The sequence below is a fragment of the Bifidobacterium sp. CP2 genome (assembly GCF_018555635.1).
GTDB classification, from domain to species: Bacteria; Actinomycetota; Actinomycetes; order Actinomycetales; family Bifidobacteriaceae; genus Bifidobacterium; species Bifidobacterium saguinibicoloris.
This window is the reverse complement of sequence record NZ_JAFEJX010000010.1, coordinates 49,475-72,757: the sequence shown is the minus strand read 5'-3', so window position 1 is coordinate 72,757 and position 23,283 is coordinate 49,475. Positions and strand designations below refer to the sequence as shown.

Annotated in this window: 15 protein-coding genes and 1 tRNA gene; 8 read left to right on the top strand and 8 right to left on the bottom strand. The window is 65.5% G+C overall.

From position 1 onward, the window contains the following. The first annotated feature begins 74 nt into the window (after positions 1-74). The gene (malQ, locus tag JS531_RS08550; protein WP_214315072.1) at positions 75-2,423 is read left to right on the top strand and encodes a 4-alpha-glucanotransferase; all 2,349 of its coding nucleotides are present in this window, start codon (positions 75-77) and stop codon (positions 2,421-2,423) included. 164 nt (positions 2,424-2,587) lie between these two features. Here the strand turns inward: malQ and JS531_RS08545 are convergent, their stop codons facing one another. The 4 genes from JS531_RS08545 to JS531_RS11150 all read right to left on the bottom strand — a co-directional run bounded on the left by JS531_RS08545 (position 2,588) and on the right by JS531_RS11150 (position 8,817). Continuing rightward, positions 2,588-3,550, bottom strand: coding sequence for a class C sortase (locus tag JS531_RS08545; protein WP_214315071.1), 963 nt, complete (start codon positions 3,548-3,550; stop codon positions 2,588-2,590). 180 nt (positions 3,551-3,730) lie between these two features. Continuing rightward, a complete protein-coding gene (locus JS531_RS08540) occupies positions 3,731-5,542 on the bottom strand; it encodes a SpaH/EbpB family LPXTG-anchored major pilin (RefSeq protein ID WP_214315069.1) in 1,812 nt (603 codons plus the stop codon). A 59-nt stretch (positions 5,543-5,601) separates the two neighbouring features. Continuing rightward, complete coding sequence (locus tag JS531_RS11325; protein WP_346427774.1) at positions 5,602-8,334, bottom strand: SpaA isopeptide-forming pilin-related protein; 2,733 nt, start codon at positions 8,332-8,334, stop codon at positions 5,602-5,604. 30 nt (positions 8,335-8,364) lie between these two features. Next, on the bottom strand, positions 8,365-8,817 hold the full coding sequence (locus JS531_RS11150; protein WP_240542132.1) for a hypothetical protein: 453 nt from the start codon (positions 8,815-8,817) through the stop codon (positions 8,365-8,367). Positions 8,818-9,290: 473 nt separating this feature from the next. Here JS531_RS11150 and JS531_RS08530 point away from each other — a divergent pair, with 473 nt between their 5' ends. Then, a complete protein-coding gene (locus tag JS531_RS08530) occupies positions 9,291-11,087 on the top strand; it encodes a glycoside hydrolase family 13 protein (protein ID WP_214315068.1) in 1,797 nt (598 codons plus the stop codon). A 163-nt stretch (positions 11,088-11,250) separates the two neighbouring features. Then, a complete protein-coding gene (locus JS531_RS08525) occupies positions 11,251-12,270 on the top strand; it encodes a LacI family DNA-binding transcriptional regulator (RefSeq protein ID WP_214315062.1) in 1,020 nt (339 codons plus the stop codon). A 57-nt stretch (positions 12,271-12,327) separates the two neighbouring features. Here JS531_RS08525 and JS531_RS08520 read toward each other — a convergent pair whose 3' ends face one another. Next, a complete protein-coding gene (locus tag JS531_RS08520; protein WP_214315061.1) occupies positions 12,328-13,038 on the bottom strand; it encodes a histidine phosphatase family protein in 711 nt (236 codons plus the stop codon). 167 nt (positions 13,039-13,205) lie between these two features. Between JS531_RS08520 and JS531_RS08515 the strand changes: the two genes are divergently transcribed. Both JS531_RS08515 and JS531_RS08510 read left to right on the top strand, forming a co-directional pair. Continuing rightward, the gene (locus JS531_RS08515; protein ID WP_214315060.1) at positions 13,206-13,595 is read left to right on the top strand and encodes a DUF4235 domain-containing protein; all 390 of its coding nucleotides are present in this window, start codon (positions 13,206-13,208) and stop codon (positions 13,593-13,595) included. Positions 13,596-13,675: 80 nt separating this feature from the next. Further along, the gene (locus JS531_RS08510; protein ID WP_240542131.1) at positions 13,676-14,539 is read left to right on the top strand and encodes a glycosyltransferase; all 864 of its coding nucleotides are present in this window, start codon (positions 13,676-13,678) and stop codon (positions 14,537-14,539) included. A gap of 9 nt (positions 14,540-14,548) precedes the next feature. Here JS531_RS08510 and JS531_RS08505 read toward each other — a convergent pair whose 3' ends face one another. Next, a complete protein-coding gene (locus tag JS531_RS08505; RefSeq protein WP_214315059.1) occupies positions 14,549-15,667 on the bottom strand; it encodes a glycosyltransferase in 1,119 nt (372 codons plus the stop codon). 64 nt (positions 15,668-15,731) lie between these two features. Beyond that, positions 15,732-18,008 (bottom strand): DUF6541 family protein, encoded by a 2,277-nt coding sequence (locus JS531_RS08500; protein ID WP_214315058.1) that lies wholly within the window; start codon positions 18,006-18,008, stop codon positions 15,732-15,734. A 384-nt stretch (positions 18,009-18,392) separates the two neighbouring features. On the opposite strand from JS531_RS08500, the gene JS531_RS08495 reads away from it, so the two are divergent. Both JS531_RS08495 and JS531_RS08490 read left to right on the top strand, forming a co-directional pair. Next, positions 18,393-18,480 (top strand) — tRNA-Ser (locus tag JS531_RS08495). 300 nt (positions 18,481-18,780) lie between these two features. Further along, positions 18,781-19,461, top strand: a complete 681-nt coding sequence (locus JS531_RS08490; protein ID WP_214315057.1) for a DUF3800 domain-containing protein — start codon at positions 18,781-18,783, stop codon at positions 19,459-19,461. Between the two features lie 234 nt (positions 19,462-19,695). On the opposite strand, the gene JS531_RS08485 is transcribed toward JS531_RS08490, so the two are convergent. Further along, a complete protein-coding gene (locus JS531_RS08485; protein WP_214315055.1) occupies positions 19,696-21,468 on the bottom strand; it encodes a hypothetical protein in 1,773 nt (590 codons plus the stop codon). A 206-nt stretch (positions 21,469-21,674) separates the two neighbouring features. Here JS531_RS08485 and JS531_RS08480 point away from each other — a divergent pair, with 206 nt between their 5' ends. After that, complete coding sequence (locus tag JS531_RS08480; RefSeq protein WP_214315053.1) at positions 21,675-23,231, top strand: RNA-binding domain-containing protein; 1,557 nt, start codon at positions 21,675-21,677, stop codon at positions 23,229-23,231. Positions 23,232-23,283: the final 52 nt, after the last annotated feature.

The window sequence follows — 23,283 nt, the reverse complement described above, 5'->3', positions numbered from 1 at the left end:
AGCCCGATACGCCGCGGACGACCGTACCGGGAAGGCGGCGTGGAAGCCGCACCCATGCATCCCAAGGAGCACTCATGACCGCAACATCCCATCAACCATCCGCGCGCACGGAAAGCGCCGAACGACTGGCGCGGCCACTCATCCGCCTCGCCAAGGCGAGCGGCGTGGCCACCTCGTACATCGACCAGCTCGGGGACTACGTGGAGATCGCCGACGACGTGCTGGTCGACGTGCTCGCCGCGCTCGGCGTCGACGCCTCCTCGCCGGAGGCCATCGCCCGCTCGCAGGCGGCCCTCGACGAACGGGACGCCAGCCGCGTGCTGCCTTCGAAGACCATCGTCGTCACCGTCGCGGAGGAGAACCCGGCCTCGGAGGACGCGCAGCCGGAGACCGGACGCCGCCTCACGCCCGCGGTCATCCGCCTGCACTGCCCGGAAGGCGCGGAACCGGCCGTGACCCTCACACTGGAGGACGGCTCCACGCTGCGCAACGAGCAGTCGGACCTGCTGCCGGATCTCAACAGCACCGACTGGTTCCTCACGCTGCCGGCCGATCTGCCGATCGGCTACCACACGCTGCGCGTCGCCCTGCGCGAGGATGCGGACGCCGCGGACGGCACGGGCAACACAGCCGGAACCGACACGACGGGCGGCGAGGCCGCCGGCGAATCGGCCACGCTCATCGTGGCGCCCAAGCGCATCCCGCTGCCGAAGCCCATCGCGGAGCATCCGCGCTGGGGCTGGATGACGCAGCTGTATTCGGTGCGGTCGCGCGAATCGTGGGGCGTGGGCGACTACGGCGACCTGAAGCGCCTGCTCGCCAGCGCCGGCGAGCGCTCCGGCGCCGATTTCATGCTCATCAATCCGGTGCACGCCTGCGCGCCCGTCCCGCCGCTGGAACCCTCGCCGTACCTGCCGGAATCGCGCCGGTTCCTCAACGCCACGTACATCCGCCCGCAGGACATCCCCGAATACGTGGCCGCGGCGGAGGACCCGGCCGGCGATGATACCTCCGGCCGCATGGACGCCCGCGCCACAGCCCGCGTGCGGGAGCTGCACGCGCTCGTCTCCTACCGCAACGACGACGCGAAGCCGATGGACCTCAACGAGGCGTGGCGGGCGAAGTGCCAGGCCCTGCGCCTCATCTTCGAGGCGCCCCGCAGCCCGGAGCGCGAAGCCAGCTTCGAGGCGTTCAAACGCGCGGCCGGCCCGGATCTGGACGCCTTCGCCACGTGGTGCGTGGCGTTCGAGGTGTGGGGCGCACCGTGGGAGGAACCCTCGTGGTTCCACCGCACGAACCGTGATTCGCCGGAGGTGAAGGCGCTCGTCGAGGAGCATCGGGACCTGTTCGAGTTCAACCGGTGGCTGCAGTGGATCGCCGACGAGCAGCTCACGGCCGCGCAGCGCGCCGCCAAGGATTCCGGCATGGCGCTGGGCCTCATGATGGACATGGCCGTGGGCGTGCATTCCCTCGGCGCGGACGCCTGGTGGTATCCGGAGCGCTTCGCGGCCGACGGCGTCACCGTGGGCTGCCCGCCGGACTTCTACAACCAGCAGGGCCAGGATTGGGGCCAGCCGCCGTTCCACCCGCGCTACCTCGAGGAGACTGGATACCGCGTGTACCGGGAGATGGTGCACGCCATGTTCGCGCATGCGGGCGCGGTGCGCATCGATCATATCCTCGGCCTGTTCCGTCTGTGGTGGATTCCGCGCGGCAAGGGTGCGAAGGGCGGCGCGTACGTGACGTACGACCATGAGGCGATGCTGGCGGTGCTCGCCATCGAGGCAACGCGCGCGGACGGCGTGGTGGTCGGCGAGGATCTGGGCACCGTGCCCGACTACGTGCACGAGGTGCTGTCCTCGCACGGCGTGTTCGGCACGGATGTGGCCTGGTTCTCCCGCGTGGATGATTCGCCGAACGCAGGCGACCCGTACAAGCCGCCGACCGACTACCGCCGTCAGACCCTGGCCTCGGTGACGACGCACGACCTGCCGCCCACGGCCGGCTATCTCGAGTTCGAGCATGTGAAGCTGCGCGAGCGGCTGCATCTGCTGGACGGCCCGGTGGCGGGCTTCGCGGCCTTGGCGCGCGCCGAGCGCCGCGCCATGCTGGACATGCTCGTCGAGGGCGGATGGCTGCCTGCGGCGGACGCCGACGCGGCCGAGCAGGACATGCCCGCCTACGAGCAGGAGATCGTGGAGGCGATGCACGCGATGCTCACCGAGACGCCGTCGCTGCTGCGGCAGGCGGCGTTGGTGGACGGCACCGGCCAGCACGCCTCGGTGAACCAGCCGGGCACGTCGGACCAGTATCCGAACTGGCGCATCCCACTGCAGGACGCGGAAGGCCACGTGGTGCACACCGACGAGGTGTTCAAGGATCCGCGCGTGCTGTCCCTGGCCGAGGTGATGCGGGGAGAGTAGCGCCCCCGGTTTGCGATTCCCGCCCGTCCTCAGGGATCGCAAACCGAACGCGCATCACGCGCAAAGCCCGGAATCAGGCCGAAAGCCGATTCCGGGCTTTGTCATATGCGGTGGTTCACGAGGCGCGCGGTGCCGCCGGGGTCCGCCCGGCCACGGAGCGCGGCTCACCCGTGGCGCCCGCGCCGCCTGAGCACCCACCAGGCGGCCAGCGCCAGCAGCACCGCGACGACCACACCCAGCAGGGCCAGCACGAGCGTGGTGGTGTTCACGCCGTGGACGTCGTCCGCGGCGGGCACGTCGTCCGGCACGGAGGCGCGCACGCCGGAGACGAGCAGACGGTGCGAGTTGACGCCGTAGGGCGTGCAGGTCATGAGGGTGACACGGTCCTCGCCCTTGCGGATGCGCAGTTTGCTGGAGTCGTCCGGCGTGATGACGTCGATGCGGTCCACCTGGTACGCGAGTTCCTCGCCCATGACGTCGATGTAGAACGCGTCGCCCGTCTTCAGCTCGTCGAGGCGTGTGAACAGGAGCGCGTTGGGCAGGCCGCGATGCCCGGTGATGACGGCGTGCGTGCCTTTCCCTCCGACGGGCAGCGAGGTGCCGTAGAGGTGTCCGGCCCCGGCGGCGAGCGCGTCCTCGCCCGTGCCGTGGTAGATGGGCAGGTTCACGGCGATCGAGGGGATGCGGATGGTGCCCATCACGCCTTGGCCGGTGTCGAGCAGGTGCTGGTAGGTGGTGTCCTGTTCGGCGAGGGATGCGTCGACGTCGGAGGTGGTGGATCGTCCGGTGTCGCTGGTGAAGGGGTCGTGCACTTCGCCGATGACGTTCTGTCCGCTTGCGGCGAGTTTCCGGTTGTAGGCGCGCGCGGCTTTGAGCTCGTCCTCCGCCTTGGGGTAGGGCCATGCGGCCACGGTGTGTTCCGAGCGGCTGATGACGGCGGTCTGGCGGTGCTCGTTGACGGCGCGCATGACGAACGGCGCGCCGATGATGACGAGTCCGATGAGCAGCGAGAGGACGGAGAGGATGCTGAAGACCTTCGATTGGGTGTGTCCGATGCGTCCGTGCCGCGCGCGGCGTGCGGCGGCCGTGCCGTCGGCCTCGTGCGCGGTGCGGATGTCGTTGCTCATGGTGCGTTCCTCGTGGTGGCTGTCGTGGGTCGTCCTGATATGGGAGAGCCTCCGGACCGCGGCCGTACAGGAAGCCGTGGTCCGGAGGCGGGATGCCGGTGACGTGTGGAAGGAGAATGGTCTCACGTCACCGGCTCGTCGGGATGCGCGGGCGATGCGTCCTGCGCGTCGGGATGCGCGTCAGGCGCGGCGGCGTGCGCGCAGGGCGAACGCTCCGGCGGCCGCGATGAACGCCGCGCCGAGGCCGACGATCATGACGAGGCCGGCGCCGCCGGTCTTCGGCAGCTCGGTGATGTTCTTGGCGTTCCACACGTCGAGCTGGGTGCCGTGCTGGTCGTTGAGCTTCACGTAGTCGCTGGTCTTGGCGATCTCGAACTGCTCCTCGGTGATGGTCTTGTGGCCGCCAGATTCGGAGCCCACCTTCGGGGTGATGGTGAACTGGAAGGTCGGCAGGCCGAGCGCGGTGTAGCCGGCGGGCGGCGCGATCTCGTGGACTTCGTACGTTCCGGCGTCGAGGCCTTCGACGGCGATGTCGCCGTGCTTGTCGGTGACGAAGACGCCTTCGGTGGCGTCGGCGGCCGGCTCGGTGGTGCCGACGTAGCTCCAGCCGTTCTCGCCGTAGGAGCCGAGGTACTGACCGTCATGGTTGGTGGTGCCGGAGACGGCCTTGATGGTGAACTTGGCGCCGGGCAGCACGGTGGTGCCGGCCTTGTCGGTCTTGTGGATGCCGAACTTGTAGGCGTAGACCTTGACTTCCGGACCGGGCACCTTGTGGGCGTCGGACACGTTCTCCGGCTTGTTGGAGTAGGTCAGGTCCACCTTGTTCGGGTTGCCCTGCACGTTGCCGGGCTCGGAGAGCAGCGCGGACTTGTTGAGCGTGGTCTTGACGATGACGGTGACGGTGGCGCCCTCGTCGATGCCGTTCTTCTCGGACGTGGAGCCTGCGGCCTTGTTCACGTACTTCTTGAGGTCGATGGTGGTCACGTGGCCGCCCGCGTAGGCGGCTTCGTCGCCCGCGTAGTCGGCGACGGCGACGTCGTAGTCGGTGCCGGCGTTGAGCGTGGTGTTGCCCACCTTCACGGATTCGATGACGGACTTGGCGTCGACGGTCAGGGCCTTGGACGCGGTGTCGGTGATCTGGAAGACGCGGGTCTTGGCGGAGTCGGTCATGGTCGGGTCGATGTCGTAGCCGGTGTAGACCGGGATGGTGGAGCTCAGCTGGTAGGAGACGGTGTCGCCCACGGCGTAGTCGGGCTGCTTGTTCGGCGTGTAGCCGTTGTCCTTGTCTCCGTCGACGAGCTGCTTGTCGATGCTCGGCGTGGTGTTCTTCAGCGTCACCGTGCCCCAGCTGTCGGCGCCATCGAAGGTGGTCGGCGTGATGATCGGGATGGAGTTGGCGCCCTTCACGTCGTTCGTGGCGGTGGTGTCCTTGAGGAACCACAGGCCCTGGGCGAGGCCGGTGTTCGTGCCGGTCTTGAGCGTGGTGGACGCGGCGGCGGGCGCGCCCTGGGCGGCGAGCTTCTCGCTCAGGGACTTGGCGAACGCACGCAGCGGCGAACTGTCGCCGCCCCACGGGCTGGTCAGTTCGCTCAGCGCGGCGCCGGACTGGTCCTTGAACACCTGGTCGACCAGGTAGCCCATCGGGTTGGCCTTGGCGTCGTCGGTGTTGTAGTAGTTGGCGTCGGCCTCGTACGCGGTCTTCTGCGCGTCGGTCATCGCGGAGACGATGGTGCCGACCATGGAGTCGTCGGTGTCGATGAGGAAGCCTTTGATGTTGCCGTCGGCGTCCTTGGTGACGTTGGTCAGCGAGGCGAGGTGCCAGCCGTCGAACGTGTGGTCGATCTGGTCGCTGGCCGACTTGTTGATGGTGATGTCTCCCGTGGTGGGGTCGCCGTCCGCCGCGTAGGCGGAGGCCGCGCCGAACGCGAAGCCGCTCACGGCGATGCCGAGGGCCGCGGCTCCGGCGATCACCCGATGGAGTACCTTGTTCATTCCTGTGTTCCTTTCCTGTGGGTTCCTACGAATCCGAAATCTGTGATGTGGGCGGCGGGTCACCGCTGCGATCCGCCCGCCTCGTCGCGCCGCCGGTTCAGGGCGAGCCTGCGGCCGAGGGCGAGGGCCACGGCGGCGAGGACGAATCCTCCGCCGACGATGAGCACGAGCCGCCCGGTCCAGTCGGTGCCGGTGATGGGCAGTCCGGTGAGCGCCTTCGTATTGACGAAGGCGGCGGCGTGCGCCGCGTCGGCGTCCGTGACATCTGCGGCGCCGCCGGCCTCGCCGGACGTGTCTGTTCGGGCGTCGGTGGACGTGACGGTCCAGTCGCCCACGACGACGCCGTCGCCGGTTGCGGCGTTCCCGTCGTCGTCCTTCATGCGCGTCAGCACGGCGTGCGCCTTGAGGCCGGCGTACGCGCCGGAGTCGTCGGAGGCGCGGCTCACGGTGACGGCGAGACGGTACACGGCCTTCGAGTAGCGCAGGTCCGGCACGCGGTCGGCCGCGTCGGGGACGGTTTCGGCGATGAGGTACGTGTAGGTCTTCGCGTAGTCGCCGTCGTCGCCGGGCTTGTCGCCCAGCTGCGCGTCGGTGAACGTGAGCTTGCCGAACAGGGCGGCGACCTGCGTCGTGTCGGTGGCGTCGTCCGCCGGGGCGAGGTCGATGGCGCAGTCGGCGAAGCCGTCACACCCTTCGGGCACGGGCCATCCCTTGGTGTCGGCGGAGGCGCCGGTGATGGCGAACCGGAACGCCACGTACTTGCCGCCGGACGTGGGCCAGTCGGTGTACTTGACGCTCTTCCGCACCGGCACGCGCAGGGCGACCGGCCGGGATTCGTCGGCCACGGCGTCGCCGGCGAGCGCGGAGCCGTCCGCCTTGGTGATGGTGGAGGCGGTGCCGTCGGCCTTGACGACGAGCGTGTACGTGTCCTTGGAGACCTGATAGCCGGCGGGGGCCTTGGTCTCGGTGAGCGTGTAGCTACCGGCAGGCAGTTCCTTCACGGTGATGACGCCGGTGCCGTCCGTTCCGGTGGCGTGGTCGGAGGTCTTCGTGGCTCCGTCGGGGCAGTCCTTGAATGTGGTGCCGGACGGGCTGACCGCGCCGTTCGCGTCGACGGTCACGTCGTCGGCCACGCAGTAGGTGGTGCCCTGTCCGACGAGCTTCCACTGCGATCCGGCGAGCTTGGCACCGTTGACGTCGGTCTTGTTCCAGGTCGCTTCGGTGGGCTTGTTGGTGATGTGGCCGTTCTTCATGCCGGCCGTGCCGGTCTCGAGCGTGCCGTCCGCGTTCTTCGTCACCGATTGGGTGACGGCCGCGGCCTTGTCCGAGGCCTTGCCGGTGGTCACATGGTAGATGGCGCCGTTGAGCTGGAAGCCTTCGTCGGCGCCGGTCTCCCTGATGAAGTAGTTGGCTTCCGGCGCGAGGCCTTCGACGGTGAATTCGCCGCCGTTGGCGTTCTTGTCATGGAAGTCGTTGTCCTTGACGGTGAGCAGCGGGTTCGTGCCGTTCACGGCGTCGTCGTACGTGCCGTACACGGCCCAGGTGGTGCCGGCGAGCTTCGAGGTGCCGTCCTCGCGGGTCTTGGTCCAGGCGATGGCGGCGCAGGATTCGGTGTAGGAGCCGTTCCACGGGAAGTTGTGGCGTTCCTGGTCCATGTCGATGACGGATGAAGAATCGCCATCTTTCGCGCCAGCCTGACCGAATTCCGCCGCATAATACGGGTTGTACATGGAGAAGTCGCCCTCGGTGTACACGCGGCCGTTGGTGGTGACGTGCGATTCGAAGTTGCCGGTGGTGTTGTCCGCGTCCTTCCCGTCCTCGCCGGATTCGGCGTTGCCGACCACGATGATGCTGCCCAGCATCGCGGCGGCCGGGTCGTCCTCCGTGTACTTATCCGTGCCCTCGTTGGCGATGCCGCCGTAGATGGCGAGGTTGTTCGTGTCGTGGAAGTTCCACAGGATCTTCTGCGCGGCCTTCGCGTACAGCTCCGACTTCTTCTTCAGATTCGCATCGGTGCTCTTGCTGTTGTAGTTGGAATAACCGTCGGAGATCTCCTGACCGTTCCACCAGAACTGCCAACCATTATGGAAGGAGATGTTCTTGTTGTTGCCGGTCACGTTGATCACCACGGACGCGGTGTCGGCGATGTTCGTGAACGCGAACGCCACGCCACGGTAACGGGTGTTGCCGATGTAATCAGTGAGCATGCTCGCATCGAGGTCGAACACTTCCATCGTCGGATTGTTCGTGCCGGTGAACGTGATGAGCTTCTCACGGTTGGTGTACGAGTCGGTGGCCGCAAGACCGCGGCCGGTGCCGTTCTTGGTGTCACCGTTGTACTTGAAAACGTATTGGAGGGAGCTGCCTGAGTCATTCCCCTCGGTGTAGTAGTTGTACTTGTGGCGGGTCAGCGTGTCCAGCGTGGAGACGTCCTGTGTCACCGTACCGGTCTTGGTCTGGAAGGCCAGCGGGGCGGAGATGTCTTCGACGACGTAGTCCTGGTAGTACTCGGATTCGGAAAGGTTCTTGGAATCGTCGCTGGTGTCGGTGTCGTTGTCACCGCTTTTGACGGTGACGTGCGTCATCGGATCGTCCACGTTCCAGTTGACCGAGGCGTCCGTATTGGCCGGGTTCTTGTCGAGGGACTTCGTGCCCGTCTTGCCCCAGAGGTCGGAGCTCTCGCCGGCGATCGACGCGATATGGCCGTTGTCGCGCAGGAAGCCGGTATGGGACCATGCCTGCACGTTCGACCAGTCCGGCAGGGCGGTGTCGGAGGTGTTGCCGCCGACCACCAGGGCGGTGCTGTTCCGCGCGGGACGGAACTACGTGCCGAAGCCGACAATGCCGAAGCGGAAACCGGCACCGGCCCACGAGTTCTTGAGCGGCTTCATCATGAGCTTGCCGTTGACGACCGTCAGACCCTCGGCCTCCACGGCGTACGAGCCGTCGGGGCCGGTGCCGTTCTTCCACGAGGCGCTGTCCGTCGGCTTCCTGCCGATGTACATGTTGCCGCCGACCCAAGTGGCGACGCCGGGATCGCGGTCCTTGGAGATGTCGACGTCGGTGCCCATGGATTGTTCGGTGGGTGTGCAGAGGGCGCCGGCGGGCAGCCCGTCGATGGTGGCGGCGGAGGCCGTGCGCGTCAGCACGGCGAACGCGCATGGCGCCGCGACCATGGCCGCAACCAGCGCCATGGCGGCCAGCGCCCGGCATGCTCCGCGGCGTGCATCGTTCCGCAGGTTCACACCCATCTCAACGTATTCCCATCTGCTCATGCCCACCTCCGACGACGACGTCACGAAGGAGGGATCCTGTCCTGTCGTTTGTGCGAACCTCGTCGTGCGCACCTCGGTGTGCTTGACGAAAAGGCATACGTTGTCACAGCTTGTAGTCGCAGCTGCAAGCCTCAAAAACATTGGAGTTTCAGGGCTCCTCGCATGTCGCATGTTCGTATGTGCCACATCATACCGCAAACGTATGCAGTAGCAATCGGACGTACCGTCGTGGCAATCCCGTGTAACGGGTCACACCCCTGTCATGCCAACGGTTTGCCCTCGATGACAACGTCGTCATTCCTCGGCGTGTCACCATCGGAGACCGCGCCCACCCTTCGGACGGCGCCCGCATAAGACGGACGCACGCCGGAAGCCGCATCGCTGCTATCGTTGTCATCGAATCGTCGCCGGACGCGGGAGACGCGCCGGCGAGGAGCCGCACACGGAAGGCGCACGGAAAGGACGGAACGCGCATGACCGCGAACAACCAACGCAGCGACTGGTGGAAGCAGGCCGTCGTCTATCAGGTCTACCCGCGCAGCTTCAAGGACGTGAACGGTGACGGGCTCGGCGACATCGCCGGCGTCACCGAGAAGATGGGCTACCTCGAGGACCTCGGCGTCGACGCGATCTGGCTGAGCCCGTTCTACCCCTCCGACCTCGCCGACGGCGGCTACGACGTCATCGACTACCGGAACGTCGACCCGCGCCTCGGCACCATGGACGACTTCGACCGGATGGCCGCCGCCGCGCACGGGGCCGGCATCAAGGTGATCGTCGACATCGTGCCCAACCACACGGCGGACAGGCACGCGATGTTCCAGGAGGCCCTGGCCGCCGGCCGCGGCTCGGCCGCGCGCGACCGCTACATCTTCCGCGAGGGGCGTGGGTCGAACGGCGAACTGCCGCCGAACGACTGGCAGTCCCTGTTCGGCGGCCCCGCCTGGCAGCGGGTGGAGGACGGCCAGTGGTACCTGCACATCTTCGCCAAGGAGCAGCCGGACCTCAACTGGGACAACCCGGACGTCCACGAGGAGTTCAAGACCACGCTGCGCTTCTGGTCCGACCACGGCGCCGACGGCTTCCGCATCGACGTGGCGCACGGCCTGGCCAAGGACCTCGATTCCACGCCGCTCGAAGACATGCCCGCGGACACCGTGCAGCAGGTGCTGTGCCACGACTTCACCAGCCCCCTGTGGGACCGCCGCGAGGTGCACGACATCTACCGCGAATGGCGCGAGGTGTTCGACGAGTACGATCCGCCGCGCTTCGCCGTGGGTGAGGCGTGGGTGGTGCCCGAACACCAGCATCTGTACGCCGATCCGGCCGGCCTGGGCCAGGTGTTCAACTTCGAGTTCGCCGAGGCGAACTGGGACGCCGACGAGTTCCGCTCCGCCATCCGCCACGGGCTCGAATCGGCCGCGGAGACGCAGGGATCGACCACCACGTGGGTGATGAACAACCATGACGTGCCGCGCAGCCCCTCCCGCTACGGCCTGCCGCAGGTGAAGGGTCCGGTCTACCACCAGCTCGCGCACGACTGGCTGCTGCGTGACGGCACGTCATACACCGAGGACCGCACGCTCGGCACGCGCCGCGCCCGTGCGGCCGCGCTCCTGGAGCTGGCGCTGCCCGGATCCGTGTACATCTACCAGGGCGAGGAGCTGGGCCTGTTCGAGGTGGCGAACATCCCGTGGGACCGGCTCGAGGATCCGACGCCGTTCAACACGCGCCGCAACTTCACCGACAAGGGCCGTGACGGCTGCCGCGTGCCGCTGCCGTGGACCGCAGGCGATGCGGACGCCGACGGGTCCGACGACGGCCCGGTTCCGGCCGATTGGGACCCCGCGTTCGCCGACGGCGCTGCCACGTCGTTCGGCTTCTCCCCCGCCACGCGTCCCGACGGCACGCCCGCGGCCGCGCCGCACCTGCCGCAGCCCCTGTGGTTCAAGGATTTCGCGGCCGACGTCGAGGCCGCCGACGGCGCCTCGATGCTCAACCTGTACCGTCGCGCGCTGGCGTTGCGCGCGAAGCTGCTCACCGCCACCGGCGACACGTCGACGGTGGAATGGCTGGACGACGAGGGTTCCGGCGACGAGGTCATCGCGTACGCCCGTCCGACGGCCGACGGCCGCACGCTCGTGTGCGTGACCAACTTCGGTGCGGAACCGGTATCCCTGCCGGCCGACGCCGCGCTGCTGCTCGCCTCCGCCCCGCTCACCGACGACGACCGCCTGCCGGCCGACGCCGCCGCATGGCTCGCGTACTGAGGCGCACACCCTCGGCCCCACAGCCCGCGAACCCCGTCATTCCAACGATGTGACCGCACACGGCAACGCGTGTACACTGGTACTGCATTCGTTAGCATAACGGGGTGCCGGCATGGCTCGACGGCGCTCCCCATCCGATTCACCGGCACGAACAGGGGGTCCCATGAGCAGCAGCATCCAGGACGTGGCCAAGGCGGCGGGCGTCTCCATCTCCACCGTGTCGCGGTCGTTCACCCGCCCCACGCTGGTCTCGGAGAAGACGCGCGAACGCGTGCTCGCCGCGGCCGACCGGCTCAACTTCTCCCTCTCCCGTTCCGCGGCCGCGCTCAAATCCGGGCGCGCGCTGCGCGTGGCCGTGCTTATGAGCGGCCACATCCGCCTGTGGTTCACCGCATCCGTCATCGAAGGCCTCAATGACGTCTTCCACGCGGAGGGCTACGACATCTCCGTCTTCCAGGTGTCCAGCATCGAGGAGCGCAAGGAGTTCTTCGACATGCTGCCCGTCCGCCGCAACGCGGACGCCGTCATCGTCGTCTCCTTCGACATCGACAACGAGGAGACCGCGCAGCTCGCCACCGTGGGCGTGCCGATCATCGGCATCAACACGGCCGACGCCGCGCAGCACGGCTTCGCCGCGGCCGTCACCATCAACGACGAGCAGGGCTCCACGCTGGCCGCACGCCACCTCATCAACCTGGGGCATCGCAACATCGCCTACATCCGCACCGACCGCGACGTGTCCCTGAGCTTCTCCGTGCGCGGCCGTTTCGACGCGTTCACCGAACGCTGCCGGCAGGAGGGCATCGAACCGCAGGTCATCGTCTGCAAGGTGGACGACGCCGGACACTACCGCATCGGCGACGTGGTCACGCAGCTCATGAGCCTGCCGGACATGCCCACCGCCATCGCCTGCCAGGAGGACGGCATCGCGCTGCCGCTCATGTTCCAGCTGGAACGCAACGGCCTGTCCGTGCCGGGCGACGTGTCGCTCATCGGCTACGACGACAGCTTCTACACGGACGACATCGGCCTGACCACCATCCGCCAGGACCCGGTGGACATGGCGCACACCGCCGCACGCATGACGATGGACCTCATCAACGGACGCGACGTGGACCAGCCGTTCCACGAGATCCCGCCGCAGCTCATCGTCCGCTCCAGCACGACGCGGCCGTCCGACTGACGGCCGGCGGCCGGCGGTGCCGTCAGCCGTCCGGACCGTCGGCCGACGATACCGACGCTAACAGTTCCAGCGTTCGATGACGTTGTCGCCCTTGTAGCGGCTCAGCACCGAATAGTGGGCCGTGTCCAGACGCAGCAGGCGCGCGAACCGCGGGTCCACGCCCAGCCACTGCGAAGTGAGGATGCGCAGGATGTGCGCGTGCGCGACGAGCAGCACGTCATGTCCGGCCTCCAGCAGCGGCGTCACCTGCGCGATGGCGCCGCGGGCGCGCGCGGCCGCCTCCTCCACCGTCTCGCCGGTACCGGCGTGCACCTGCACCTCGCCGCCCTCCGGCAGACGCTCGGTCCAATCGGCGTCCATCGATGCCGGCAGCGACTGCGGGCCGTCACGCCAGACGTCCCAGTCGAATCCGCTCATCTCGCGCACGCGCTGGCGCGTGCGACCCTCCGCACGGCCGTAATCCCACTCCGCGATGCCGTCCAGCGTGCCGTGCTCCGCGAACCCGGCCAGTTCGGCCGTCTGCTGCGCACGCTTCAGCGGGCTGGAGAAGACGCAGTCGGCACGGAACCCTCCGGGGAACGCGGCGCGCAGGCGTTCCCCGGCCGCCGCGGCCTGCTCCCGTCCCACCGAAGTCAGCGGCACGTTCGTGCGCCCGGTGTGCTGTCCCGATTCGCTCCACGCGGTCTGCCCATGACGCAGCAGCACCAGGAAGCCGGAGCCACCGCGGGCGTCGACGGCCACAGTGCCGCCTTCAACATGTTCACTCATGACACCCACTGTAGCCCGTCCCCGCATCCGGCTCCAACCCTGTTGCCGTTTCCTCCCGCGCGGGAAGGCCGGACGGGCGTCAAGGCGACCGGCCGGGGTCCCGCAACGACCGGCGGAACGGGCGCGGAGCCACGCGACCCGGGCCGGCGCGGACTAGACTGGAACGCATGAACGCCGCGAAACACCGCTCCACCAGCACCCCCTCCGAAGCCGACGCCGCCGTCGAAGCCCTCCACCGCATCGACCGCAAGGTCGACGCCCTGCGCGAGCAACGTCTCAACGACCCGGACACCTTGGGCGACAAGCTGTTCACCTGGGCGCTGCCGTCCATCGCCGGGCTCGTGGCGGGCAAGCTGCTCGACACCACGTGGCGCCGCGGCACCGCGCGACGCAACCTGCGCAAGGGGCTCGACGCCGACGCCCCGCAGGGCCTGCTCATGAGCATCGCGTTCGCCGCCGTCTCCGCCGCCGTGGGCGCGGCCGTCTCTCAGCTCGCCGACCGCGGCTCGAAGCAGGTGGTGGCGCGGATGCAGCGCCGTCGCCGCCGTCGCGGCTGACGGACTTGCCTACACAGACCTCCTGTGAATCATCCCCCGGACCTATCCGCTCACAGGAACCGGCGGTTACACTGGTGGGCATGACTGAAACCGTGCAACCGTTCTGCGTGCTCATGAGCGTCTACCAAGGCGAGACCTTGGCGCACCTGCAGCGCGCGGTGGCGTCGGCCACGGTGGAACAGACGCTGCCGCCCGAACAATGCGTCATCGTGCGCGACGGACCGGTGCCGCAGGACATGCAGCGGTACCTCGACGACCTGGCGGACGACGATTCCGCCCGCCACATCACACGCTTCACCATCGTCCCGCTCGAGCACAACGACGGGCTGGCGCACGCGCTGAACGTCGGACTCGCCCACTGCGACCACGAGCTCGTGGCCCGCGCGGACAGCGACGACATCTCGCTGCCGGACCGCTTCGCCACCCAGCTGCCGCTGTTCCAGGGCGGCGCGATCGACGTGGCGGGCAGCGCCATCCGCGAATTCAGCGGCGACGAGACGCATCTCGGCCAGGTGCGCACGCTGCCGGCGGGCGGCCCGGAGCTGGCCCGTTACGCGCGCCTGCAATCCCCGCTGCACCACCCCAGCGTGGTGTTCCGCAAATCCGCGGTGCTCGCCGCCGGCGGCTATCCGGAGCATGCCGGACGGTTCGAGGACTATCTGCTGTGGGAGCGGATGCTGCTGCGCGGCGCGCGCATGCGCAACGTGGGCGCGCCGCTCGTGCTCTACCGCGTGGATGCCGGCGCCTACGAGCGCCGCGGCGGACGCGACATGTTCCGCGAGGAGGTCCGGCTGCAGCGTCGGTTCCTCGCCGACGGGTTCGTCACGCGCACGCAGTTCCTGCGCAACGTGACGGTCCGCGCCGTCTACCGTCTCGTCCCCACGCGCGCGCGTCGGGCCGCGTACCGCGCGCTCACCGCGCTGCGCAATCGCGGGAGGCGCTGAGAGAGCGCGCTATCGTTCGGGTTCGACGACGCGAATGGCTTCGACGACCTCAGGCACGTCCGCGAAGATTTCGGCGTTCGACGCCGGCTTCGTGCGGAAGCCGTCGTGACGGCCGCGACGGAAGCAGTCGGCGATCGTCGCACGGTCGGACGACCGCAGCCAGGTCAGCACCCAGCGACGGGCCGTCTTCAGCAGGAACTCGACGAGCTCCGAACCGGAGAAATTGCCGCGCGAAAAGCGGAACAGCCAGATTTTATTGCGCACCTCGTTGTAGAAGCGGGCGCCTGGATCGGCGTCCGAGGAGCCGAACACCTTCGTCTTGTGCACCACCTCGCTGGCCGGCACATAGTAGCCGATGCCGCGGCGCAGCAGGGCCGAGGTGAATTCGAAATCGTCGTTCCACAGGAAGTACGCGGCGCGTGGCAGACGGCCGAGCGTCAGGATGGCGCCCGCGTTCATCAGGCAGGAGACGAACGAGAGCGAACGCACCTGATAGGCGGCCGGTCCGGACGGCACGGACGGTTCGGATGATTCGGACGGTTCCGATTCGTCGGCGAAGCTGGACATGTCGAGCAGACGGTCGCCCTTGCGCACCCACGTGCGCTGGCGCGGCTTGTTCATCAGATGCTCGCGGCCGTCCACCCACAAAGCCTTGGAGCCCAGGACCGCCGGCATCGTACGGTTCTCGTACGCGCAGCGCGCCACCGCGGCGAGCAGCGCCTCCAACGCGCCCGGCGTGGGCACGGTGTCGTCGTCCATCACCCACACGTAGTGGCGGGACTGCGCGACGGCGTCGCCGCCGAACCCGGCGATGGCCTCGGCGATGCCGGCGCAGAAGCCGCCGGCGCCGCCCGTGTTATGCGGCAGGGCGATGACGGTGGCGTCCGGTGCGGTGGAAGCGGCGATGTCGGGCGACGCGGAGGCGGCATCGCCGTCCGCGGTCAGGTACGTCGCGCGGGCGAGCAGCGGGTGGTTGCGGATCACCTGCAACGCGCCGTCGGTGCTCGCGTTGTCGACCACCACGATGCGGTCGACCGGCCGCGTCTGCGCGGCGATCCCGTCCAGACACTCCTGCAACAGGGCTTCGCGGTTGTACGACACGACTACGGCGGTAACGGTGAGCTGCATGCCGACCATTATAGGGTGCGGCCGGGCTGCGCGTGGGGCGGGGCGCACGGGACAGGACGCAGGGTCACACACCACAACCGGTGATGCGGTACAGCACGGCGTCGCCCTGCCGGTCCACCGCCTGCATGGCGTCCGGCACCACGGCCAGACCGTCGAACACGTTCTGGTTCGGATCGTCCGGCGCGTACGGGCCGCCCATCGAAACGTACCAGTGCAGGTCGTTGCGGCGGATGATCTCGCACACCTGCGGGTCGGTGTCCAGGTTCTTCAGATTGCCGCCGAGATAGGCGTGGTCGTAGTCCCACGCCATGTACAAGTGCGCGTAGAACGGGGTGCGACGGCCCACCGCCAGCATGAGGGCGCTGCCGTTCCACGGGTCGGAGACGACCATCTCACCCTCCGGCACATGCGTGCCGATCCGTTTGAGCAGCAGGTATTCGTCGCTGGTGAGCATCGGATAGTCCTCGCCGTTCTCCGCGAACGCGTACGTGCCCCTCACCGCATGCATCATGCCCGTCATCTGCGGGCTCGCCACGCAGACGAGCACGGCGAGGACGGCGACCACCGTCCGCAGCGCGTGCGGCGCGATTCCGGCGGGACGGCGGGCCGCGGTGCGGGCGGACGACGGAAGGCGGCCGCACAGCGCCCGCACGCCCAGGCAGATGATCGGCGCGGCCATCATCGGCCAAGCGGCGAACAGACGACGCTGATCCTTGTACCACAGCGCGGACACGACCTTCGCCCAATCGGCGTGCGTGCCCGCGCACGCCACGAACACGAAGCCCAACAGCACGAAACCCGCCACCAGCAGCAGGCCGTCGCGACGCATCGCACGTCCGGCGGGATCGGGGCATTCGGCGAGACCGGGGCGTCCATCGCAGTCGGTTCGACCGTCGGCGCGGCCGGCACGGGCGGACCGGACATCATGGGCGTCACGGGCGGCATGACCGCACGTGACGATGCCGACCAACGCCACCACCAGCAGCGCCACCACCAGCCAATCCGTCGCCAACCGCTGGCTCACCGCATTGATGGGCGTGCCCGTCAGGAACCGGCCGATCGCGGACGGGATATCCTCCGTGGGCAGGGCGGGGCCGCCGTTGAGATGGTCGGAGATCGGGCGGGACGTGTCGAAGACGTACATGCGCGCGAACACCGCGCAACCGGCGGCGAACACCGCCAACACCACAGCCGCGAACGCGCCCACCGCGATCCGCATCGCCCTCACGCCGCGCGACTCACGCAGCGCGACCGCCACGGACCACAGCCAGAACAACGCCAACGGCATCGCCGTCAGCAGGAACGTCATGATGACGCGGAAATGCGCGAACGACACCGCCAGACCGGCCACCGCGATCCACGCCAGACCGGAGACGCATGCGGACGCGCCACGCCGCCAATCGCGCATGCACCAACGCCAGGTGAGCGCGAACAGCACCGGCAGCAGCGTCTGGCCGGCGAACATCGAATACAACGTGCCCCAATCCAACAGCAGGAACGGGCCGCCGGCGACCGAAACCGCCAGCAGAGGCGCGGCGAAATCGGAAAGCGCGTGGCGGCCGCACACCGTGCGCACGAGAAACAGGATGGACACGGGCCACACCACGGCGCCGAACACCAGCCAGGCGCACGTGACGGCGGCCGGCGCGGTCAGCGCGGGGAACGCCATGTCGCCGAGCGCCGCGAACTGCTGGAACGCGATCGGATAGACGTCGCGGATGGGCGGCAGCGCGTGCAGCGACGACGCCTCGCCCGTCTGGACGATATGCGCCACAACGTTGTCGTGGAAGACCGTGTCGTAGGTCTGGGTGATCTGGTCCGGCGAAGCGACGGACGTCACAAGACGGACGACGGTGGCGACGGCCGCGACGAGGACGCCGGCGAAGGCGGGGAGGGCGTTGCGGGCGAGGTCGCGGGGGCTGCGGGGTCCGCGGAGGCGGGCGCTGAGGGTGGGACGGGAGGTACGGTCGGGGCTGGTGGTGACGTCGGACTCACCCGAACGGGCGTCGCAATCGGCGCTGTCGGAATCGGCCGGACCGGTGGCGTCGGCCGGACCGACGCGGCCGGACCGACGTCGCATCGCCCACGACGCCGCCGCGACGCACGCGCACACGACGGCCATGGACGCCAGATAGAAGCCCCACCCCCATCGCACGTGCAGGCTGTACGCGACGACGCCACCGAGGCCGGCGACCGCCATCGCGACGACCGGCGCCAGAGCCGCGACCTCGAGCGGGCGGCGACGGCCCGCCGCCACGGCGACGCACGCGCCGGGCAGGTAGAGCCCTGCGAGGATGACCGCCATCATCGGCGCCACTTCCAGCCATGTGGCAAGCTGCATGCCCACGATCCTTTCGACGATTCGGCTCCCTGACGTCCCGGTTCCGGTATGACGGACTTCAGCATGGCACAGCGGGGCGTCAGACGGAACGGAACCCCACGAATCGCCACAAACGTCACAATCCGTGGGTGAGACGCGGAATTGGCACACGGAGTGTGCGTACGGCCCATCGCTGGCCGTCGCGGCCTGCGTGGCCCATTGCGGACTCTTCACGGCCTGGGCGGCCAATCGCAGGCTCCGTATAGTCTGTGCGGCCAATCGCGGCCTGCTCGAATCGCCCGCGACACGCCGCGCCACGCCGAAAGATGTGCAAATCCGCGAGCCATGCTATTCTTTCTCAATTGTGTGCTGAGCCCGCTTGTTCAGGGGTTCGGAGAAGCACATGGAGGATTCGCCTAGTGGTCTATGGCGCACGCTTGGAAAGCGTGTTGGTGTAACAGCCTCACGAGTTCGAATCTCGTATCCTCCGCCATCAGGGTTTCCAGAGTTTTCTGGAAACCCTTTTTCGTTGCCGCGGACGGGCGATTCGCCACGCTCCCTCACCGAGCCGATCATTCCCTTGTCGGATATTTCACAGGTACTCCTATCTACCAGCCGTGCCCCGATGGGGGGAATGGGGCCGCCGTCCTCTCTCCCAGTCTTCCCACAGCCGAATCACGTTTTGCGGCGTACGCCGAAATCTGGTAGTGTCTCCAGTACGCAGGTCCGCAGCAATGTGAGACTTCCAAGAGCCGGGGGTAATCCCCCGGCATTTTTCGTTTCAGGGGGTGCGATGGCGGACGGCTCGATCTTCGCGGACGAATCCGGCGAACAGGGCTTCCAGTCCGAATACTACGCGCTGACGCTGGTGTTCCACGATCAGTCCAACCCCGTCATCCCCATGTTCGAGGGATACGAACAGACGCTGCGCAACGCCGGACTGCCCAACATTCCGCTGCACACATCCCCGCTGCTGAACGGCCATGACGCTTACCAGCATCTCAGCGTCAGCCAGCGCAAACGACTGCTCACCTACTTCCTGTCCATGCTGTTTAAGCTACCCGTACAGTACGTGACCCTAATCTACCGGAAGGCCGATTACACGACCTTGGAACAACTGGGACTGCGCATCAAACGCGACATCGTCAACGTCGTGTTCGACCATCTCGAGCTCTTCCAAAGCTTCGATGCCGTCAAGGTGTACTACGACGGTGGCCAGAGCCTGATCACTCAAGCCATTCGCGGCGCGGTGGAATACGCGCTCTCAAAGCAGGCCATCGTGTACCGGCAGGGCTCCCCAACCGATTACCGACTCGCACAAGTGGCCGACTTCATCTGCACCGTCGAACTGACCGCACGCAAATACGAGAACCACGAACAGACAGCCACCGACGAACGATTCTTCGGCACCGTGCGCACGTTCAGAAAGAACTATCTGAAACAGGTGCGCAGGCATCTCCTCCCATCTCAGTAGCCCAAGCGACCCTCATAGTGCACTGGCAGGTGCTGGAATGAGCCGGTAATTGCTGTTGAAGTCTTCAGGTGGCATCTGGGAGGAGCTGACGCGTCAGCTCCTTTCTGTTTTTCGCACCTCTGATTACGGTTACGAGCAAAGCCAACCCCGCTGGGGGAAATGGAAGTGAGAGCCGGACGCCCCGAGTATCTTGGGGGCCGGCTCTCGCGCTACTCACTTACAGAAGCAGCTACGCTACTCTTGTTTCTCCCAAGCGCCACAGCCTTGGGAACTGAACCCGGCTACGCCGTTAGGAATCGTGATTGTCTGAGCAATTCCCGCGGACACAAAATTATTGTCATAAATCTGACCGTTTGCATCCTGCATTTCCCAGTAGCAATTCGCGACCTTCTCACTCATGGTTTTCCAAGTACCAGCAGACATCTCAGAAGGAACCTTATAGGTTCCATCATCTTTGATAAGACCTTGTGATTCTTTATCGCCATATGATTCGACAGAACTAATTGAGTTTTGAATCTCCGCCGCCCTTGGATGGTCAGGGCATAATATTAGCATCGCCTTCTGCTCATTAACCACATCTTCCATCCCTAGTCCAAGACCCAATGTGGCTGTAGACGTAGAGGCGCAATCGCCGTATATCTCTTCAAGAATATACCAATTAGACTCTGACGATTTAGCGACTCGAATAGCATTATTCTCAACATCGGTTAAATGGTCCATATAGTCAGCAGTACTCACACCGTCGGCTACCTTGCAAGATATTTCCTCTTCTGACTTCCAAGAAATTTCCTTGTAATTATCTGTCGTAACGCCACTTATAGGCCGACTGGAATCTATATACCCATCGGAATCAGTTTTCCAACACGACATATCTAGCACATGCACCTCTTCCTCTTGGGCAGTGCGGTCTTCGTTGGAATACTGCTCTATCGTCTTTTTTACGGAGAGCGACGCGGATGGATTCTTTACCAGTTGTAAATCAATCATCATTGTGGCATCTACTGCCGATGAAGAAGAAGCCCGGGCAGTTCTCGCCCACCGCATCTCATAAATACCCCATTCAACAGTACGCCATTTACGGTATGGAGAATCAGGATTGCTATCCCTAGGTACGGAAAGAATCTCTTTCAATGGCTTACTAGGCATATTCGTATTATCAGCAATGCATTTTACCGACGCGATGCCTTCCATCCCATTAGTAGTAATCATTATATTTGGATTCTTTTTACTATAATCTCCTGTTATTTGAAAAGAGGTATCACAGGCCTTACTAAGCTGTTTCATCCACCTATATTTGCTCATTTCATCTTTAGATGACGTTTCATTAATTGCAACAGCAACATTATCCTTGTTTCGAACAGCAATAGTTGCTGAAATCAATATAAGAGCCACAACTACGATTGCAGCAATTATTATCTGAATCTTGTGTTTCTCCCATATTGCCCTGACCTTAGCCGAATGATTCTCCTGATTGGCAGGAGCACTGGCCTCGGCAGCCGCTGACGTCAATGTCGGAATAAGGGACTCTGCGGTATCAACCTCTTCTTCTGAAGACATAGGGTTCTCCTGCGCCAGAGACTGCTGCCGACGTTCTGCAGATTCTTCGGATGACGTCGCATCTGCTTTAGGCGCCATCTTCGGCTCAGGATTCCGCGACGCTTCTACCGACCTATTCGCGGAAAGAGTCGCGGACACCCCGGAGAAGAACTCATCTGCAATCGCAACGTTGTGCGCGTTCTGAAAGCCAGCTGCTGTTGATCCGAGCTTGCCGGCCACAGTCAGTCTGACAAGGGATCCCTCTCCGCTAGGCACAACCGATGCCGTCAGATTCTCACCCCACGTAGTCATGCTGATGCCGGATGAGAACGTGCATGAGCAGGACAGATCATCGACATTCTTCAAGGCAAAACGGGACTGGCCTGATTCCAGATAATGTGTCATCGCCCCGTACACTTCTCCGATGGGCGCATTGTAGTAACGTTCCAGCTGTGTGGTATTCAACGCCATTGTTCTTCTCCCTCAGTTGAACCGACAACTACTTTTAAGCATAACGAGCGACGCAAGTCGGTTTTCGCCGTATCCCAAACCAAGTCCAGTAGGCACATCCAGGGCAGGCAACGAGAGTAACAGACGAGGGCGGGAGACAAACAACTCAGCATCCGCCAGAATCGCCCTGCGATACACTGGATTGACGGACGATTCGGGGAGACGACATGGATGCTTCGGAACTTGCCGCCGTACTTGAGTACGGCGAGAACATCTCTGTCGAGTTCAAGCGCTGCGGCGTCCAGCCCGAGACGGACACGTTCGAAACGGTGTGCTCGTTCAACAACCGGTTCGGCGGGTCGATCTACCTCGGTGTGCTCGACGACGGCACCGTCGAAGGCATCAATCGGTCGCAGGTCACGGCCATCGAACGCAATCTCGTGAACGTGGTCGGCAATCCCAAACTGTTCAACGTCGCGCCCGCCATTGAAACCGAACGCATCGAATACGACGGCAGGCTCGTGATCCGCGTGTGGGTCCCCGCCGGTCCCGCCGTTGCCAGCTTCAAGCACGTGATCTACGACCGGGTGGCCGACGTGGACCGCCGCATCACCAGCGAGACGCAGATCGCGCAGATGCACATCCGCAAGCAGAACCACTTCAGCGAACAGCGCGTATACCGGTACCTCAAGCCATCCGACTTCCGATTCGACCTGCTGCCGCGCGTGCGCAAGCTGGCCGCGTTGAAGACGCCCGGCCACCCGTGGGCCGAGATGGACGACATGGAGCTGATGCGCAGCGCCGACCTGTACGGCGTCAACTACGACACCGGCGAGGAGGGCTTCAACCTCGCCGCCGTGATGCTGCTCGGCAAGGACGAGGTCATCTCACGCATCGCGCCCGCGTACAAGACCGACGTGATCGTGCGCCGCGAGAACCTAGATCGCTACGACGACCGGCTCATCGTGACCACGAACCTGATCGAGGCACAGGCGCAGATCTCCGAATTCGCGAAGCGATACCTGCCCGACCGGTTCATGCTGGAGGGTGACCAGACCGTCAGCCCCCGCGACATCATCATCCGCGAGCTGGTCTCGAACCTGATGATCCACCGCGAGTTCGTCAGCCCGTACCCGGCCAAGTTCCTCATCCTTAACGACGGTATCCACACGGAGAACGCCTCCAAGGCCATCTTCCAGGGACAGCTCGCCATCACAAGCTTCAAACCGGTGTCCAAGAACCCGTTCATCGCGAAGTTCTTCCGCAACATCGGCCTGGCCGACGAGCTCGGCAGCGGCATGCGCAACCTGTACAAGTACTCGAAGCCCTACTCCGGCAAGGACCCCGTGCTCGACGACGGCGACGTATTCGAGGCGTTCGTCCCCGTACGCTGGGTGGAAGGTGACGTCGCTGCGGGTGATTTATCTGTTCACAGCAAGGACGAACATAACCAAGATGAGACTGCAAACGACCCAAGTAAGCAGATAAATGACCCCGATGGGACTGTAAATGGGACTGTAAATGGGACTGTAAATGGGACTGTAAATGGGACTGTAAATGGGACTGTAAATGGGTTGACGGAAAGGGAGCGGTTGCTTCTGAACCTGATTGGAGACAATCCGTCGCTCACTTACCGACAAGCAGCATCCGCGCTGGGCGTGTCTTATAACACGATATGGCGTGCGCTTCAGACGATGAGGGGAAACGGGCTCATTACTCGCGAAGGTTCGGACAGACGCGGCACATGGCGCATCCTCACCCCATCGCAACCATCCCGTGAATGACGCGAGGGCCCGTCACGACACGCCGTGGACGTGGTAATGAAGGTGGTACGGC

Excerpts from the sequence above, each read along its gene's own strand:
- malQ (WP_214315072.1), top strand. The coding sequence starts at position 75 with ATGACCGCAACATCCCATCAACCATCCGCGCGCACGGAAAGCGCCGAA.
- JS531_RS08545 (WP_214315071.1), bottom strand. The coding sequence starts at position 3,550 with ATGAGCAACGACATCCGCACCGCGCACGAGGCCGACGGCACGGCCGCC.
- JS531_RS08540 (WP_214315069.1), bottom strand. The coding sequence starts at position 5,542 with ATGAACAAGGTACTCCATCGGGTGATCGCCGGAGCCGCGGCCCTCGGC.
- JS531_RS11150 (WP_240542132.1), bottom strand. The coding sequence starts at position 8,817 with ATGAGCAGATGGGAATACGTTGAGATGGGTGTGAACCTGCGGAACGAT.
- JS531_RS08530 (WP_214315068.1), top strand. The coding sequence starts at position 9,291 with ATGACCGCGAACAACCAACGCAGCGACTGGTGGAAGCAGGCCGTCGTC.
- JS531_RS08525 (WP_214315062.1), top strand. The coding sequence starts at position 11,251 with ATGAGCAGCAGCATCCAGGACGTGGCCAAGGCGGCGGGCGTCTCCATC.
- JS531_RS08520 (WP_214315061.1), bottom strand. The coding sequence starts at position 13,038 with ATGAGTGAACATGTTGAAGGCGGCACTGTGGCCGTCGACGCCCGCGGT.
- JS531_RS08515 (WP_214315060.1), top strand. The coding sequence starts at position 13,206 with ATGAACGCCGCGAAACACCGCTCCACCAGCACCCCCTCCGAAGCCGAC.
- JS531_RS08510 (WP_240542131.1), top strand. The coding sequence starts at position 13,676 with ATGACTGAAACCGTGCAACCGTTCTGCGTGCTCATGAGCGTCTACCAA.
- JS531_RS08505 (WP_214315059.1), bottom strand. The coding sequence starts at position 15,667 with ATGCAGCTCACCGTTACCGCCGTAGTCGTGTCGTACAACCGCGAAGCC.
- JS531_RS08500 (WP_214315058.1), bottom strand. The coding sequence starts at position 18,008 with ATGCAGCTTGCCACATGGCTGGAAGTGGCGCCGATGATGGCGGTCATC.
- JS531_RS08490 (WP_214315057.1), top strand. The coding sequence starts at position 18,781 with ATGGCGGACGGCTCGATCTTCGCGGACGAATCCGGCGAACAGGGCTTC.
- JS531_RS08485 (WP_214315055.1), bottom strand. The coding sequence starts at position 21,468 with ATGGCGTTGAATACCACACAGCTGGAACGTTACTACAATGCGCCCATC.
- JS531_RS08480 (WP_214315053.1), top strand. The coding sequence starts at position 21,675 with ATGGATGCTTCGGAACTTGCCGCCGTACTTGAGTACGGCGAGAACATC.